This is a genomic window from Burkholderia sp. AU44665 (assembly GCF_030504405.1).
GTDB lineage: Bacteria > Pseudomonadota > Gammaproteobacteria > Burkholderiales > Burkholderiaceae > Burkholderia > Burkholderia semiarida.
In genome coordinates, this window is record NZ_JAUJRI010000002.1 from 137780 (window position 1) to 152890 (window position 15111).

Genomic DNA, 15111 nt, shown 5'->3' on the forward strand with positions numbered 1-15111 from the left:
GTCGCGAACGGCGTGCGGGGCGCGGCGGCCTCGCATCGTCAGCGCGCGCCGCCGTGCAGCGCGGCGACGCGTGCGGCGACCATGATCGCCTTCATCTCGCGCACCGCGTTGTCCCAGCCCGCGAAGATCGCGTGCGCGACGATCGCGTGGCCGATGTTCAGCTCGACGATGCCGTCGATCGCGGCGATCTGCTGCACGTTCGTGTAGTGCAGCCCGTGGCCCGCATTGACCTTCAGGCCAAGCCGCGCGCCAGCCTGCACGCCCGCGACGATACGCTCGTATTCGCGCTGCTGCTGCGCTTCGTCGTGCGCTTCGGCGTAGCGGCCCGTATGCAGCTCGATCACCGGCGCACCTGCTTCGTGCGCGGCGCGAATCTGCGTGTCGTCCGGGTCGATGAACAGCGACACGCGCACACCCGCGTCGGCAAGCTGCCTGCACGCCGCACGCACGGCCTCGAAGTGGCCGGCCACGTCGAGACCGCCCTCGGTCGTCAGTTCCGCGCGCTTCTCCGGCACGAGGCACGCATCGTGCGGACGCACTTCGCAGGCGATGTCGAGCATCTCGGCCGTCACCGCGCATTCGAGGTTCATGCGCGTCTTCAGCAGCGGGCGCAGCTCGCGCACGTCGGCGTCGACGATGTGGCGGCGATCCTCGCGCAAGTGCAGCGTGATCGCGTCCGCGCCCGCCTCTTCGGCGGCAAGCGCCGCGCGGATCGGATCGGGATAGCGCGTGCCGCGTGCATTGCGCAGCGTCGCGACGTGGTCGATGTTCACGCCAAGGTCGATGGCGGTGGGCGTTGTCAGGAAGAAGCTCATAGGTTTTGCAGGTCGATCAGGATCTGACGCGTGGCGAGCGGCGTACCGCCGAGATAGGTGTTCAGCAGGAAGCGCATCAGCGTCTTGCTCTGCGCGACCGTCTGGGCTCGATGGTAATCGTCCTGCTCCATGTCGAGCAACGTCTGCCCGGTGATGACCGGCCAGTGCGACGGCACGTCGTCGTCCGCGTTGCGCACGCCACGCTCGGGGTCGAACACGTAGCGCCGATCGGGTTCGACCGCACGGCGGGCGACCGTGCGATTCAGCGCCATCGCATAGCCGGTCTCGCGCAGCAGCACGCGCTCGAACGAGCGCAGCACCTGCACGGCGGGCTCGCCGTGCGCGAGGCGCGTGAGCGTCAGCACGTAATGATTGAACAGCGGCGGCTGGGGATCCTCGCGCGCGCAGAATTTCACAAGCAGCTCGTTCGCGTAGAAACCGCACAACAGCCCGTCGCCGCCGAGCGGCAGCATCCCGCCGACCCATTCGGCGCCCGTCAGCGTGCGCACCTCGGATTTGCCCGACCACGACAGCAGCAGCGGCTGGAAGGTCTGCAATACGCCGCGCAACGCGGAGTGCGGGCGTTTCGCGCCCTTCGCGACGAGCGCGAGCCGGCCGTGGTCGCGCGTCAGCACGTCGACGATCAGGCTCGTTTCCCGATACGGATAGCTGTGCAGCACGAACGCCGGCTGCTCGGCGACGCGGAAATCGGACGTGCGAGACGTCGCGCGCCGCGCCTTGCGCGGCGGTTCGGGCGGTGCCGGCAGCGGCGCGTCGTTCGCGCCGGCCGTCACCGCGTCTTCGGTCGACGTCAGCGCGTCATTCGTACCCATAGGCACGCAGCCCCGCCTCGTTGTCGGCCCAGCCGCTCTTCACCTTCACGAAGGTCTCGAGGTACACGGGGCCGTCGAACAGCTTTTCCATGTCCATCCGCGCCTCGGTGCTGATCTGCTTGAGCTTCTCGCCCTTCTTGCCGATCACCATCGCCTTGTGCGAATCGCGCTCGACGAGGATCGTCGCGAAGATGCGCTTCAGGCGGCCCTCCTCCTCGAACTTGTCGATCAGCACGGTGCTCGTGTACGGCAGTTCGTCGCCGGTCCAGCGGAACACCTTCTCACGCAGGATTTCGGCCGCGAGGAAGCGCGAGCTGCGGTCGGTCAGTTCGTCCTCGCCGTAGATCGGCTCGCCTTCCGGCAGGTACGGCTTGATCGTGTCCAGCAGGCGCTTGATGTCTTCCGGCTTCTGCGCCGACAGCGGCACGAGCTCGGTGAATTCGCGCAGCTCGCTCACCTTCTGCATGAACGGGAACAGCGTGGCCTTGTCGTTCACGCGGTCGATCTTGTTCGCGATCAGCAGCGTCGGCATGCCGGGCGGGATCAGGTCGAGCACTTTCTGGTCGTCGGGCCCGAAGCGGCCGGCCTCGATCACGAACAGGATCACGTCGACCGACGTCAGCGTCGACGTGACCGCGCGGTTCAGCGAACGGTTCAGCGCGGTGCTGTGACGGGTCTGGAAGCCGGGCGTGTCGACGAACACGAATTGCGCGTCGTCGAACGTGTTGATGCCGGTGATGCGGTGGCGGGTCGTCTGCGCCTTGCGCGACGTAATGCTGATCTTCTGGCCGACGAGTGCGTTCATCAACGTCGACTTGCCGACGTTCGGGCGGCCCACGATCGCGATCATGCCGCAACGGAAACCGGTAGGAGCGGGAGTGTTCATATCGTTTGGGAGACAGGTTCGGAAACGGCCGCGCGGCGCGCGGCACGATCGATGGGCAATTCAGTGGTCGGCATCGGCCACGCGCGCCTGCGCGGCAGCAAGGCTCGCGCCGCCGGGTGGCGTCTCGGCGTCGGGCGCCGCGGCATCGCGTGCGCGCGCCGGCGTGCGCGCGGCGGAGTCGCCTCCCGCAGAAGGCTTGTCGGCCGGCGACGATGCCGGATCGGCTGCGTGGCCGGCCGGCTTGTCGGCTGCGCGAGGCGCGGCCTCGGCGGGCTTTTCCGCGGCCTTGTCGGGCCGCTCGGCCGGTTTGTCGGCAACTTTGTCAGCCGCCGGCTTCGCCGCCCGTTCGCCCTTGTCCGCCGCCGGCTCGACATGCGCCGCGCGAATCGCGGCCATCGGCGCGACGGCCGGTTCGGCGCCCGCCGTCGCAGCCGTTACGGCCGGCACCGCGCCGCCCGCCCTCGCCTCGCGCGCCGCCGCACGCTCCTTCCGCTCGGGCGAGCGCAGGTCGAGCGCTTCCTGCACGCCCTTCACGCCCGGCACGATCTCGGGTTCGACATGCTTCGACCCGCGCGCGTTTTTCGAGCGCTTCGGCTTCGCGGCCAGCATCGGCGCGGCCGCCATTACCTCGTCGAGCGCCTTCTTCGCGGCGGCCTGCTCGGCCGCGCGCCGGCTCGCGCCGGAGCCCGATACCTTCACGTCCAGCTTCGGCACCGTGCATTCGACCTCGAACTGCTGATTGTGCGCCGCACCATGCGTCGCGACGACCGTATAGGTCGGCAGCGCGATCTTGTGCCCCTGCAGGTATTCCTGCAGCAGCGTCTTCGCGTCCTTGCCGAGCGTGCGCGGATCGATATGGTCGAGAATCGGGATATAGAGGCGCTTGATGACCCCTTGGGCGGCTTCGAAGCCGCCATCGAGGAACACGGCCCCGATGATGGCTTCGAATGCGTCCGCGAGGATCGACGGGCGGCGGAAACCGCCGCTGCGCAGCTCGCCCTCGCCCAGCCGCAGGCCGTCCGAGATATTCAGGGCCTGAGCAATTTCATACAGCGACTGCTGTTTGACGAGGTTGGCGCGTACGCGCGACAGGTCGCCTTCGTCCAGCTTGCCGAAGCGCTGGAACAAAAGGGCGGCCACCGCGCAATTCAGAACGGAATCGCCGAGAAACTCGAGCCGTTCGTTGTGCGTGGCACTGTGACTGCGATGGGTCAAAGCCTGGCGCAACAATTCCGCATTGCGAAATTCGTAGCGCAGCCGGCTTTCCAACTGGGATAGGGGCATGTGCAGGAGTATAACGCGGGCGCCCGGTCGGGCCGAAACGGCACGGCCGGACACGAAAAGGCGTGACGAGGCGGTGTTACCGCCGGTTCTTAAAGTAGTTCGGCAATACGCGACGCGGCCCGTGCGTCGCGTAGTGCGTGTGAATCAATGCATCAGTTGAAGGAACCGATGCGCTTCAGGTCGCTGAAGTTCATCCAGATGAAGAACGCGCGGCCGACGATGTTCCGGTCGGGCACGAAACCCCAGTAGCGGCTGTCCGCGCTGTTGTCGCGGTTGTCGCCCATCATGAAGTAGTGACCGGGCGGCACCTTGCAGATCACGCCGCGGCTGTTGTACGTGCAGTTGTCGCGATACGGATAGTCGTATGCGCCCATCACGAACGGCGGCACGGCCGGGTTGTTGAGGATCGCGTTCTTCTTGTTGCCGATCGTTTCCTCGAACTGCTTCGCGTAATTCTGGCGCTCGTCGTCGAAGTAATCGGGCAGCGGCGCTTCGGGCACCGGCTGGCCGTTGATCGTCAACTGCTTGTCCTGATACGCGACCGTATCGCCCGGCAGGCCGATCACACGCTTGATGTAGTCGACCGATTCGTCCTTCGGATAGCGGAACACGACGACGTCGCCGCGCGACAGCGGGCTGCCCTGCGTGATCTTCGTGTTGGTGACCGGCAGGCGCAGCCCGTACTCGAACTTGTTGACGAGGATGAAATCGCCGACGAGCAGCGTCGGCACCATCGAGCCCGACGGAATCTTGAACGGCTCGACGACGAACGAGCGCACGACGAACACGGCCAGGATCACCGGAAAGAAACTCGCCGTGTACTCGAGCCACCACGGCTGACGCAGCTTTTCGTCACGCAGCTTCGAGCGCGTCTGCGCCGCGTTTTCGTCCGCGAAACGCTTGTCGATGCGCGACTGCTGGCGATCGAATTCCTCGATCGCCGAATCGGCCGCCTTGCGACGCCGCGGCAGGAACACCAGTTTGTCCAGCACCCACGCTACGCCCGTCACGACGACGAGCACAAAAAGAATCAGCGCAAAATTCATAAAAGGATCAGTCCTGTTATTTGTCTTCGACGCGCAAGATCGCGAGGAACGCCTCCTGCGGGATCTCGACCGAACCCACCTGCTTCATGCGTTTCTTACCTTCTTTCTGCTTCTCGAGCAGTTTCTTCTTCCGCGTGATGTCGCCGCCGTAGCACTTCGCGAGCACGTTCTTGCGCAGCGCCTTGATGTTCTCGCGCGCGACGATGTGCGCGCCGATCGCGGCCTGGATCGCCACGTCGTACATCTGGCGCGGAATGATCTCGCGCATCTTCGCGGCGACTTCGCGGCCGCGGTATTGCGACTGCGACCGGTGCACGATGATCGACAGCGCATCGACCTTGTCGCCGTTGATCAGCATGTCGACCTTCACGACGTCCGACGAACGGTATTCCTTGAACTCGTAGTCCATCGACGCATAGCCGCGCGACACCGACTTCAGGCGATCGAAGAAGTCGAGCACGATCTCGGCCATCGGGATCTCGTACGTGAGCTGCACCTGGCGGCCGTGATACTGCATGTTGATCTGCGAGCCGCGCTTCTGCTCGCACAGCGTGATCACCGAGCCGACGTAATCCTGCGGCATGTACAGGTTCACGGTGACGATCGGCTCGCGGACTTCGGCGATGCGGCCGGGCTCCGGCATCTTCGCCGGGTTCTCGACCATGATCGTCGAGCCGTCGCTCTGCACGACCTCGTAGACGACCGTCGGCGCGGTCGTGATGAGATCCATGTCGAACTCGCGCTCGAGCCGCTCCTGCACGATTTCCATGTGCAGCAGCCCGAGGAAGCCGCAGCGGAAACCGAAGCCGAGCGCCTGCGACACTTCAGGCTCGTACTGCAGCGATGCGTCGTTCAGCTTCAGCTTCTCGAGCGATTCGCGCAGCGCGTCGTACTGGTTCGCCTCGACCGGATACAGCCCCGCGAACACCTGCGGCTTCACTTCCTTGAAGCCCGGCAGCGGCTCGGCAGCGGCCTTGGTCGCGTGCGTGACGGTATCGCCGACCTTCGCGGCCGTCAGTTCCTTGATGCCGGCGATGATGAAGCCCACCTGCCCGGCCGACAGCGATTCGAGATTGCGCGACTTCGGCGTGAACACGCCGACGTGCTCGACCGGATACTGCGCGCCGGTCGCCATCATCTTGATCTTGTCCTTCGGGCGCAGCGTGCCGTTGACGATGCGCACGAGCATCACGACGCCGACGTAGTTGTCGAACCACGAATCGATGATCAGCGCCTGCAGCGGCGCGGCCGGATCGCCCTTCGGCGGCGGCACCTTCGCGATCAGCGCCTCGAGCACGTCCTCGACTCCGAGCCCCGTCTTCGCGCTGCAGCGCGTCGCGTCGGTCGCGTCGATGCCGATCACGTCCTCGATCTCCTCGATCGCGTTCTCGGGGTTCGCGGCCGGCAGGTCGATCTTGTTCAGCACGGGCACGACCTCGACGCCGAGCTCGATCGCCGTGTAGCAGTTCGCGACCGTCTGCGCCTCGACGCCCTGGCTCGCGTCGACCACGAGCAGCGCGCCTTCGCACGCGGACAGCGAACGGCTGACCTCGTACGAGAAGTCGACGTGCCCCGGCGTGTCGATCAGGTTCAGGTTGTAGACCTTGCCGTCGCGGGCGCGATACGACAGTGCAGCCGTCTGCGCCTTGATCGTGATGCCGCGCTCGCGCTCGATGTCCATCGAGTCGAGCACCTGCGCTTCCATTTCACGGTCGGCGAGGCCGCCGCATACCTGGATGATGCGATCCGCGAGCGTCGACTTGCCGTGGTCGATGTGCGCGATGATCGAGAAATTGCGAATATGATCCATTCAGTGCCGATCAAGCGAAAAAGGCGCGCTCGACGACTGCGGAGCACGCCTTGTGTAAGTCGGTGAAAAAACGGCTTATTTTAGCCGAAAAGGCTTACGCCGGGCGGGATTTCGGACGGCCCGCCACGCGGGGCGCCGGCGGGGCCGCCCGCCGGATCAAGCCCCATGCAATGCAGCGCCGGCCGGCGGCGTGCCAGCATCGCGCCGGGCTGCCAGCGCGTCGCGCACCCGCGCGTCGTCGAACCGATGGCGGCACACTTGCGCGCCGTCCAGCAGCAGCACGGGCACGTCCTCGTCGTAACGCGCGACGAGCGCCGCATCGGTATCGATGTCGACGTAGTCGATCGCGACGCCGAATTCGGCCGCCACCGGCGCCAGTGCGTCGCGCATGTCGTCGCACAGGTGGCACCAGCCGCGGCCGTAGAGCGTGAACATCGGCGGGTTACTTCTGGCGCGGCCGCACGGGCACGAACTGCGTGTTGTCGCCGCGCCGCACGAGCACCGCGACCGCCTTCTGCGGGTCGAGCTGCGCGGTCACGTCGGCGAACTGCTTCGCGCTCGTGATGTCGGTGTCGCCGACGCGCAGCACGATGTCGCCGCGCTGCAGGCCCGCCCGGGCGGCCGGGCCGTCGACGCCGTCGATCTGCACGCCGTTCTTCAGCTTCAGCGTCTTCATCTGCTCCGCCGTCAGGTCGCTGACCGTCAGGCCGAGCGAATTGCTCTGGCGCGGCTTCTGCGGCGCGTTCTTGCGCTGCTCGGCCTTCGCCGTCGACTCGGCCGGCGTCTCGGCGATCGTAATCGGCAGATCGCGTGCCTGACCCTTGCGCCACACGCTAACCGTCGCCTTCGTGCCGGGCTTCGTGTCGCCGACCATGCGCGGCAGATCGGACGCCGCATCGACCGGACGGCCGTTGAACTTCAGGATGATGTCGCCCGGCTGGATGCCCGCCTTGTCGGCCGGACCGCCCGGCTCGACGCTGCTGACGAGCGCGCCCTCGGCCTTCGGCAGCCCGATCGAGTCGGCCACGTCCTTCGTCACCTCGCCGATCGCCACCGCGATCCGGCCGCGCGTGACCTTGCCCGTCGCCTTCAGCTGGTCGGCCACGCGCATCGCCTCGTCGATCGGAATCGCGAACGAAATGCCCATGAAGCCGCCGGTGCGGCTGTAGATCTGCGAGTTGATGCCGATCACCTCGCCCTGCATGTTGATCAGCGGCCCGCCCGAGTTGCCGGGGTTCACCGCGACGTCGGTCTGGATGAACGGCAGGTAGTCGCCCGTGTTGCGGCTCTTCGAGCTGACGATGCCGGCCGTGACCGTGTTGTCGAGGCCGAACGGCGAACCGATCGCGACGACCCACTCGCCGACGCGCACCTTGTTCGAATCGCCGATCGCGACGACCGGCAGGTTCGACGCCTGGATCTTGACGACCGCGACGTCCGTGCGATCGTCGACGCCGATCAGCTTCGCCTTGAATTCGCGCTTGTCGGTCAGCGTCACGTAGATGGTGTCTGCATCGTCGACGACGTGCGCATTGGTCATCACGTACCCGTCGGCCGACACGATGAAGCCCGAGCCGACGCCGCGGTTCTGCTCGGTGTCGGGCGGATTGTCCGGCGTCGGCGCGTTCTTCGGGTTGCCGCCGTTGCCGGGCGCCTGCGGCAGCGGAATGCCGAAGAAGCGCCGGAAGAATTCCGACATGTCGCCGTTGTCGAAGCCAGGCGGGAGCACGCCGCGCGGGCCGGGTACCGGCACGTTCGCGGTAGTCCGGATGTTCACGACCGCGGGGCCCACCTTTTCGACGAGGTCGGCGAAATCGGGCAGGCTGGCAGCCGGAGGCGTGACAGCGACCGCGGTTTGCGGGACGAGCGGCAGGCAGGCACACAGCGCCGCCGCCGCGAGCACTTTGCGCAGCGTGAGTTTCGTCATGTCGGAAGCCGTAGCGTTACTTGGAAGCCTTGTATTCTATGGCAGACGCGAACTGCTGCAACGTTGCCGGCGGCACTTCGCCGAGCACGGTGACCCAGTAGTCGCCGCGACGCTTCACGAGAACGTGCGTCGCACCGGTGCTGCCCGCGCCTTCCTTGCGCGTATTTTTCTCGGCCGGCTCGATGAAGACCGAGACCGTCGCGAGGCCGTCGGTGAAAACGGCCTGATCGACCGGGATCGGCGGATCGCCCGCATCGCGCGCGGCCATCGGCCGGCGCACTTCACGAATCTTCTGGAAGCCGGCCACGCTCGGCGCGAGCTGCCAGCCCTGCGCTTCCATGTCGACCGTCGCGACCGGCGGGCGCACGACCGTCCAGCCGTTCAGGTTGCGCATGCCGGCGGCAATCGCGGCCTTGTCGCCGCTTGCACCGCCCGTCTGCAATTGCGAGAACGCGATCTGCTCGAGCACGTGATCGTTCGCGTCGAGCGTCTGCGAACGCAGCAGCAGCCCGGTGCGGGCGTCGGCCCACAGCTTGTACGTGAAACGGTACGCATCCTTCGGCACGAGCTCGACGACCTGCGCGTCGATCCCGGCCACGCGGTCCTTGCCGAGCGGCTTCGCATCGTAGACGGACATCACGTGCTCGCCGCTCGCGCCGAGCAGCGCCGGAAAGGAATCGCGCGTCTGGCGACGCTCGACCACGCACAGCTTGCGCTCGGGTACGAACGTGTACAGCTCGTCGTTATGCCGCAACAGCTTGCGCGGCTTGCCGTCGAGCGTCTCGATCCGCTCGAACTCGCCGTCGCGGGACGCGACGTGCGCAATGCGCGACGACTGTACATACCCGCCGCGCTGGTAGACGAACGTCCCTTCGTAGCTCTGCTGCTGCGCCGCCTGCTGGACGCGGTCGAGCCAGTCCGCGGCGCCCTTGCGGGTGGCGAGGGGATCGTCCGGTTGCTGGGCGCTGGCGGGAAGGGATTGAACGGACAACAGGGCGGCTGCGCAAAGCAGGAGGGCCGGCAGCCGCTTCCATCCGGAGATGGCGTGATTCAACTGCAATGTCCGCATCGGGTTTATTGGCCTGGCGTGGTGGTCACGGCAGCGCGGATCAGCGGCATCGAACCCGTGACGACGGGCTGCTGCGCGAATTGCTGGTGCGCTTCAAGGTATTGGTCGAGGCTGGCGTCGCGAATGATGTTGACGTCCTGCAGGCCCGGCTGGGCCGATGCCTGCGCAACCGTCACGCGCTGCAGGTTGCCGTTTTGCGGCGCGCCTGCCGACGCGACCTGGACGGCGCCCGGCGCACCGGCCGTCTGCATCTGCGGGACGACGATCCACGTCAGCGTGGCGGCCGCGGCGGCCACCGCGAACGCGGGCACGACACGGCGGCGCAGCGACAGCAGCTTGCGCGCGACCGGCGCGGCCGCCGGCGCCAGCAGGTGCGGCTCGCTTTCGAGCGCGGCCGACATGCGCGCGGTGAACGCGACGCTCAGCGCGGGCGGCAGCGCGAGCTCGTCCGAGCGCAGCGCATCGCCGATCAGGTGGTAATGGGCCCACGCAGCGCGATCCGCGCGGTCGAGCTCAGCCAGAAACTGCCCGTGATCCGGGCCATCGAACATTTCGCCGTCGACCAGCGCGGAAAGGCGCTCGCCGCGCGAGCACGCCTGCGATTGCGTATTGACCGACCCCATGATGCTCCCCATCTTGCACACCCCGTCGTGACTTCACGACTCTATCCGTAACTAGACCCCGACCCGCGTCGTTCCGCCCGTCGCGCTTACCAGCGCTTGCCTTCGGGCGTATCGAGCAGCGGACGCAATTTGGCAGCGATTGCTTCGCGCGCGCGGAAGATCCGCGAGCGGACCGTCCCGATCGGACAGCCCATCATTTCCGCGATCTCTTCGTAGCTCAGGCCCTCGATCTCGCGCAGCGTGATTGCCTGACGCAGTTCCTCGGGCAGCAGAGCCATCGCAGCGTTGACCGTCTCGGCAATCTGCTTGCTCATCAACATCGACTCAGGCGTGTTGATATCCCTTAGTTGGTCTGCGTCGGAGAAAGTTTCCGCTTCCTCCGCATCGGCCTCGGTGGAGGTCGGCGCCCGGCGGCCTTGCGTCGCAAGGTAGTTCTTCGCCGTGTTGACGGCAATTCGGTACAACCACGTATAGAACGCCGATTCGCCGCGGAATTGCGGCAGCGCACGATACGCCTTGATGAACGCGTCCTGGGCCACATCCTCGACCTCGGCGGGATCCCGCACGAGGCGCGAGATCAGCCGAATGATCTTGCGGTGGTATTTGGAGACCAGGAGTTCGAACGCCGCCTTGTCGCCCTTCTGTACGCGCTCGACCAGAGCCTGATCGATTTCTTTTTCACTCACCTGACAAATCCGTTAACTAGGGATGCAACGCGGAGCGTTATTGTAGCGTTCCGGCGCCGGCCGCTGGTTACGGTCGGTAACCATGCCGTCGTCATGCACGCCCCGCCGCCCCGGCCGTTCTCGCCAGCACCGACAGCGCGCTGAACGACGCGGCATCGAGCGCGTCGGCCGGAATCAGCAGCGGCCGGGCGCGCCGGGCGCCCTGCCCGACCGACAGCACCAGCAGCAGGCTGCTCCAGTGCGCGTGGCCCGTCACGCGGCCGCGGGCCAGCAAGCGCCCGGTGCGGCCAAACGCCGCGATCTCCCCGAACGCATCGATCCGCAACTCCGCCGGCAGCCGGCGGGCGCAAGCCCGCACCGCGCATACGGCCAGCAGTGCAGCCGTCACGGCCGACACGCCCGCGCCGGCGGCAGCGCCCGCGCGCGGCGCCCAGAACAGGTACGCCGAGGCGGCAGCCGACGCGACGAACGCGGCCAGCACGAAATACGACACGGCCGAGGCCCGCAACGCAAAGCGCTGCGGACGCCCGGCCGGAGCATCGAATGGACTCGTCAAGCGATTCAGCGTCAGACGCGCTTGAACACCAGCGTGCCGTTGGTACCGCCGAAGCCGAAGTTGTTCTTCACGGCCACGTCGATCTTCATGTCACGTGCGGTGTTCGCGCAGTAATCGAGATCGCATTCGGGGTCCTGGTTGAAGATGTTGATGGTCGGCGGCGACACGTTGTTGTGCAGCGCCAGCACCGTGAACACCGATTCGAGGCCGCCCGCGCCACCCAGCAGGTGGCCCGTCATCGACTTCGTCGAGTTCACCACCATCTTGTACGCATGCTCGCCGAAGGCCGCCTTCACCGCGTCGGACTCGTTCTTGTCGCCCAGCGGCGTCGACGTGCCGTGCGCGTTCAGGTACTGAACTTCATCCGGGTTCACGCCGGCGTCGCGCAGCGCCGCGACCATGCAGCGGCGCGGACCGTCCATGTTCGGCGCGGTCATGTGGTACGCATCGCCCGTCATGCCGAAGCCCGAGACTTCCGCGTAGATCTTCGCGCCGCGCGCCTTCGCCGCCTCGTACTCTTCGAGCACCATCACGCCGGAGCCCTCGCCCAGCACGAAGCCGTCGCGGTCCTTGTCCCACGGACGCGACGCGGTGGCCGGATCGTCGTTGCGGGTCGACAGCGCGCGCGCCGCCGCGAAGCCGCCGATGCCGAGCGGCGACACCGTCGATTCGGCGCCGCCCGCGACCATCACGTCGGCGTCGCCGGCCTGGATCAGGCGCGCGGCGAGGCCGATGCTGTGCAGGCCGGTCGTGCAGGCCGTCACGGCCGCGAGGTTCGGGCCCTTCAGGCCGAACATGATGCTCAGGTGACCCGAGATCATGTTGATGATCGAACCCGGCACGAAGAACGGCGAAATCCGGCGTGCGCCGCGATCGACGTAGGTCTGGTGCGTATCTTCGATCATCGGCAGGCCGCCGATGCCGGAACCCACCAGCACGCCGATGCGTTCCGCGTTGGCTTCGGTCACTTCCAGCCCGCTGTCCCGCATGGCCTGGACGCCGGCGGCGATGCCGTAATGGATGAACGTATCCATGTTCCGGGCTTCCTTCGCGGGGATGTACTCCTCGGCGCTGAAACCCTTCACTTCGCCCGCGAAATGGCAGGCGAGGTTCGACGCATCGAACTTCGTGACGGTGGCGATACCGGACTTGCCGGCGACGAGATTGGCCCAGCCGTCGGCAACATTATTGCCAACAGGCGAAATCAGCCCCAGGCCTGTAACGACAACACGACGGCGGCTCACGGTAACCTCTTTTCCATTATTGGATGACAAAAACAAAAGCCACAGTGGCCACAGGAACCAGCCCTGCGAGCCCTGTGGCTGTTAGTCCGTCCGGCGCGAAGCCGGCAGGATGGCGCGTCAATCGCGAAGATCGCGGCGACGTGGCGGACAAGCGCGAAAGGCGCTTACGCCTTGACGTTTGCGCGAGCGTAGTCGATCGCTTGCTGAACGGTCGTGATCTTCTCTGCTTCTTCGTCCGGGATTTCCATGCCGAACTCGTCTTCGAGCGCCATCACCAGTTCGACCGTGTCGAGCGAGTCCGCGCCCAGGTCGTTCACGAACGAAGCCTCGTTCTTGATCTCGGCTTCCGCGACGCCCAGTTGTTCAGCGACGATCTTCTTGACACGTTGTTCGATGTTGTCCATTACCCCTCCGAGGGAAAGTTCAGATTTACAAGTGCGCGCATTTTATCAGGTTTGCTGACGCCAAAACGCGCGTTGGCTTGATGGTCGATCAAGCGCCGGTCCGCCTGAAAAACGGGATACGGCGCGGATGGTAAACGAAAACCGTTACGACATGTACATGCCGCCGTTCACGTGCAGCGTCGTGCCGGTGATGTAACCGGCCTGCGGCGATGCGAGGAACGCAACGGCATGGGCGATGTCCTCCGGGCTGCCGAGTCGGCCGAGCGGAATCTGGGTCTTGAGCGCGGCCTGCTGTTCTTCCGGCAGCGTCTTCGTCATGTCGGTGTCGATGAAGCCCGGCGCCACGCAGTTCACCGTGATGCCGCGGCTGCCGATTTCGCGCGCGAGCGCGCGCGTCATGCCCGCGACGCCCGCCTTCGCGGCCGCGTAGTTGACCTGCCCCGGATTGCCGGCCGAGCCGACCACCGACGTGATGTTGATGATACGGCCGCCGCGCGCCTTCATCATCGGGCGCAGCACCGCGCGCGACAGGCGGAACACCGACTTCAGGTTGGTGTCGATCACCGCGTCCCAGTCCTCGTCCTTCATCCGCATCGCGAGCTGGTCCTGCGTGATGCCCGCGTTGTTGACGAGCACGTTCAGCGCGCCGAATTCCTTCACGGTCGCATCGATCAGCGCCTCGGCGGCGGCCGCGTCGTTGACGTTCAGCACCGCGCCGCGGCCCGTGACGCCCGCTTCCGCGAACGCCGCGGTGATCGCGGCGGCGCCCGATTCGCTCGTCGCCGTGCCGATCACCGTCGCGCCCAGGCGCGCGAGTTCGAGTGCGATCGCACGGCCGATGCCGCGCGACGCGCCGGTCACGATCGCAACCTGTTTATCGAGAGTCTTGTCCATGAATCGAATATCCGTTGCTTGGGAAAAGGCGCCGCGTCAGGCGGTCGCGAGCTTGAGCGCTTCATCGAGCGAAGCCGGATCGAACACCGACGCGCCCGTCAGGTTGCCGTCGATGCGCTTCGTCAGGCCGGCGAGCACCTTGCCCGGACCGCATTCGATCACGTGCGTGACGCCCGTTCCCGCGATGTGACGCACGCACTCGACCCAGCGCACCGGCCCCGCGGCCTGGCGCACCAGCGCATCCTTGATCGCGGCCGGATCGCTGAGCACGGCGACGTCGATGTTGTTGACGACCGGAATCTGCGGCGCCTTCACGTCGACGTTCGCAAGGTAGTCGCGCAGCTGGTCCGACGCCGGCTTGAGCAGCGACGAATGGAACGGCGCCGACACCGGCAGCGGCAGCGCGCGCTTCGCGCCCTTCGCCTTCGCGATCTCGCACGCCTTCTCGACCGCGGCCTTGCTGCCTGCGATCACGACTTGCGCGGGCGCATTGAAGTTCACCGCTTCGACGACGCCCGCTTCCGCGGCCTCGGCGCACACCGCACGCACCGTGTCGTCGTCGAGGCCCAGGATCGCGGCCATGCCGCCCTGGCCGACCGGCACGGCCGTCTGCATCGCCTGCGCACGGAAGCGCACGAGCGGCACCGCGTCCTTGAATGCAATCGCGCCGGCCGCGACGAGCGCCGTGTACTCACCGAGGCTGTGGCCGGCGACGATCGACGGCGCCGGGCCGCCTGCCTGCTGCCACGCGCGATAGCACGCGTATGCGGCGGTCAGCATCACGGGCTGCGTGTTGGTGGTCAGGTTCAGCTCTTCGGCCGGACCTTCGGCGATCAGCTTGCCGAGATCCTGGTTGAGCACATCGGACGCTTCCTGGAGCGTCTCGCGCACGACGGCCAGATCGGCGAATGCGTTGAGCATGCCGATCGCCTGCGAGCCCTGCCCCGGAAAAACGAATGCAAATTTCATATCGTCCCCAATTGAATCGATGCGGACGGCGCGCACGAGCGGCGCGCCGACGGGATCCGCGCGCG

16 protein-coding genes are annotated in these 15111 nt (G+C 66.5%); all 16 read right to left on the minus strand.

Annotated features, from left to right (window positions below; all coding sequences use genetic code 11):
* Positions 1 to 38 precede the first annotated feature (38 nt).
* A complete protein-coding gene (gene pdxJ / locus QZM15_RS05640; protein WP_302106026.1) occupies positions 39 to 815 on the minus strand; it encodes a pyridoxine 5'-phosphate synthase in 777 nt (258 codons plus the stop codon).
* Positions 812 to 1648, minus strand: coding sequence for a DNA repair protein RecO (gene recO / locus QZM15_RS05645; RefSeq protein WP_059574001.1), 837 nt, complete (start codon positions 1646 to 1648; stop codon positions 812 to 814). Before recO ends, pdxJ begins: the two co-directional genes overlap by 4 nt.
* Positions 1635 to 2534 (minus strand): GTPase Era, encoded by a 900-nt coding sequence (gene era, locus QZM15_RS05650; protein WP_006476493.1) that lies wholly within the window; start codon positions 2532 to 2534, stop codon positions 1635 to 1637. Before era ends, recO begins: the two co-directional genes overlap by 14 nt.
* 60 nt (positions 2535 to 2594) lie before the next feature.
* Entirely contained in the window at positions 2595 to 3818 is a 1224-nt protein-coding gene (gene rnc, locus QZM15_RS05655; RefSeq protein ID WP_124859485.1) for a ribonuclease III, read from the minus strand.
* A gap of 152 nt (positions 3819 to 3970) precedes the next feature.
* The gene (gene lepB / locus QZM15_RS05660; RefSeq protein ID WP_059574003.1) at positions 3971 to 4864 is read right to left on the minus strand and encodes a signal peptidase I; all 894 of its coding nucleotides are present in this window, start codon (positions 4862 to 4864) and stop codon (positions 3971 to 3973) included.
* A 16-nt stretch (positions 4865 to 4880) separates the two neighbouring features.
* Entirely contained in the window at positions 4881 to 6674 is a 1794-nt protein-coding gene (lepA, locus tag QZM15_RS05665; protein ID WP_021159691.1) for a translation elongation factor 4, read from the minus strand.
* Positions 6675 to 6830: 156 nt separating this feature from the next.
* A complete protein-coding gene (locus QZM15_RS05670) occupies positions 6831 to 7109 on the minus strand; it encodes a glutaredoxin family protein (protein ID WP_104012357.1) in 279 nt (92 codons plus the stop codon).
* 7 nt (positions 7110 to 7116) lie between these two features.
* The gene (locus QZM15_RS05675; RefSeq protein WP_059574005.1) at positions 7117 to 8601 is read right to left on the minus strand and encodes a DegQ family serine endoprotease; all 1485 of its coding nucleotides are present in this window, start codon (positions 8599 to 8601) and stop codon (positions 7117 to 7119) included.
* Between the two features lie 16 nt (positions 8602 to 8617).
* The gene (locus tag QZM15_RS05680; RefSeq protein ID WP_059638278.1) at positions 8618 to 9670 is read right to left on the minus strand and encodes a MucB/RseB C-terminal domain-containing protein; all 1053 of its coding nucleotides are present in this window, start codon (positions 9668 to 9670) and stop codon (positions 8618 to 8620) included.
* Positions 9671 to 9675: 5 nt separating this feature from the next.
* Positions 9676 to 10293 (minus strand): sigma-E factor negative regulatory protein, encoded by a 618-nt coding sequence (locus QZM15_RS05685; protein WP_059574007.1) that lies wholly within the window; start codon positions 10291 to 10293, stop codon positions 9676 to 9678.
* 86 nt (positions 10294 to 10379) lie between these two features.
* On the minus strand, positions 10380 to 10979 hold the full coding sequence (rpoE, locus tag QZM15_RS05690; protein WP_006490873.1) for an RNA polymerase sigma factor RpoE: 600 nt from the start codon (positions 10977 to 10979) through the stop codon (positions 10380 to 10382).
* Positions 10980 to 11070: 91 nt separating this feature from the next.
* Positions 11071 to 11535 carry a hypothetical protein gene (locus QZM15_RS05695; protein ID WP_059574008.1) on the minus strand — a complete coding sequence of 155 codons (465 nt, stop codon included), beginning with the start codon at positions 11533 to 11535 and terminating at the stop codon, positions 11071 to 11073.
* An 11-nt stretch (positions 11536 to 11546) separates the two neighbouring features.
* Positions 11547 to 12779, minus strand: coding sequence for a beta-ketoacyl-ACP synthase II (gene fabF, locus QZM15_RS05700; RefSeq protein WP_059574009.1), 1233 nt, complete (start codon positions 12777 to 12779; stop codon positions 11547 to 11549).
* A 164-nt stretch (positions 12780 to 12943) separates the two neighbouring features.
* On the minus strand, positions 12944 to 13183 hold the full coding sequence (gene acpP / locus QZM15_RS05705; RefSeq protein ID WP_004197638.1) for an acyl carrier protein: 240 nt from the start codon (positions 13181 to 13183) through the stop codon (positions 12944 to 12946).
* Positions 13184 to 13327: 144 nt separating this feature from the next.
* The gene (gene fabG, locus QZM15_RS05710; protein ID WP_059574010.1) at positions 13328 to 14077 is read right to left on the minus strand and encodes a 3-oxoacyl-ACP reductase FabG; all 750 of its coding nucleotides are present in this window, start codon (positions 14075 to 14077) and stop codon (positions 13328 to 13330) included.
* A gap of 36 nt (positions 14078 to 14113) precedes the next feature.
* Positions 14114 to 15046, minus strand: a complete 933-nt coding sequence (fabD, locus tag QZM15_RS05715; protein ID WP_059574321.1) for an ACP S-malonyltransferase — start codon at positions 15044 to 15046, stop codon at positions 14114 to 14116.
* Positions 15047 to 15111 lie beyond the last annotated feature (65 nt).

What these genes read in the sequence shown, in the direction of transcription:
- pdxJ (WP_302106026.1), bottom strand. Translation starts at nt 815, where the DNA reads ATGAGCTTCTTCCTGACAACGCCCACCGCCATCGACCTTGGCGTGAAC.
- recO (WP_059574001.1), bottom strand. Translation starts at nt 1,648, where the DNA reads ATGGGTACGAATGACGCGCTGACGTCGACCGAAGACGCGGTGACGGCC.
- era (WP_006476493.1), bottom strand. Translation starts at nt 2,534, where the DNA reads ATGAACACTCCCGCTCCTACCGGTTTCCGTTGCGGCATGATCGCGATC.
- rnc (WP_124859485.1), bottom strand. Translation starts at nt 3,818, where the DNA reads ATGCCCCTATCCCAGTTGGAAAGCCGGCTGCGCTACGAATTTCGCAAT.
- lepB (WP_059574003.1), bottom strand. Translation starts at nt 4,864, where the DNA reads ATGAATTTTGCGCTGATTCTTTTTGTGCTCGTCGTCGTGACGGGCGTA.
- lepA (WP_021159691.1), bottom strand. Translation starts at nt 6,674, where the DNA reads ATGGATCATATTCGCAATTTCTCGATCATCGCGCACATCGACCACGGC.
- QZM15_RS05670 (WP_104012357.1), bottom strand. Translation starts at nt 7,109, where the DNA reads ATGTTCACGCTCTACGGCCGCGGCTGGTGCCACCTGTGCGACGACATG.
- QZM15_RS05675 (WP_059574005.1), bottom strand. Translation starts at nt 8,601, where the DNA reads ATGACGAAACTCACGCTGCGCAAAGTGCTCGCGGCGGCGGCGCTGTGT.
- QZM15_RS05680 (WP_059638278.1), bottom strand. Translation starts at nt 9,670, where the DNA reads ATGCGGACATTGCAGTTGAATCACGCCATCTCCGGATGGAAGCGGCTG.
- QZM15_RS05685 (WP_059574007.1), bottom strand. Translation starts at nt 10,293, where the DNA reads ATGGGGTCGGTCAATACGCAATCGCAGGCGTGCTCGCGCGGCGAGCGC.
- acpP (WP_004197638.1), bottom strand. Translation starts at nt 13,183, where the DNA reads ATGGACAACATCGAACAACGTGTCAAGAAGATCGTCGCTGAACAACTG.
- fabG (WP_059574010.1), bottom strand. Translation starts at nt 14,077, where the DNA reads ATGGACAAGACTCTCGATAAACAGGTTGCGATCGTGACCGGCGCGTCG.
- fabD (WP_059574321.1), bottom strand. Translation starts at nt 15,046, where the DNA reads ATGAAATTTGCATTCGTTTTTCCGGGGCAGGGCTCGCAGGCGATCGGC.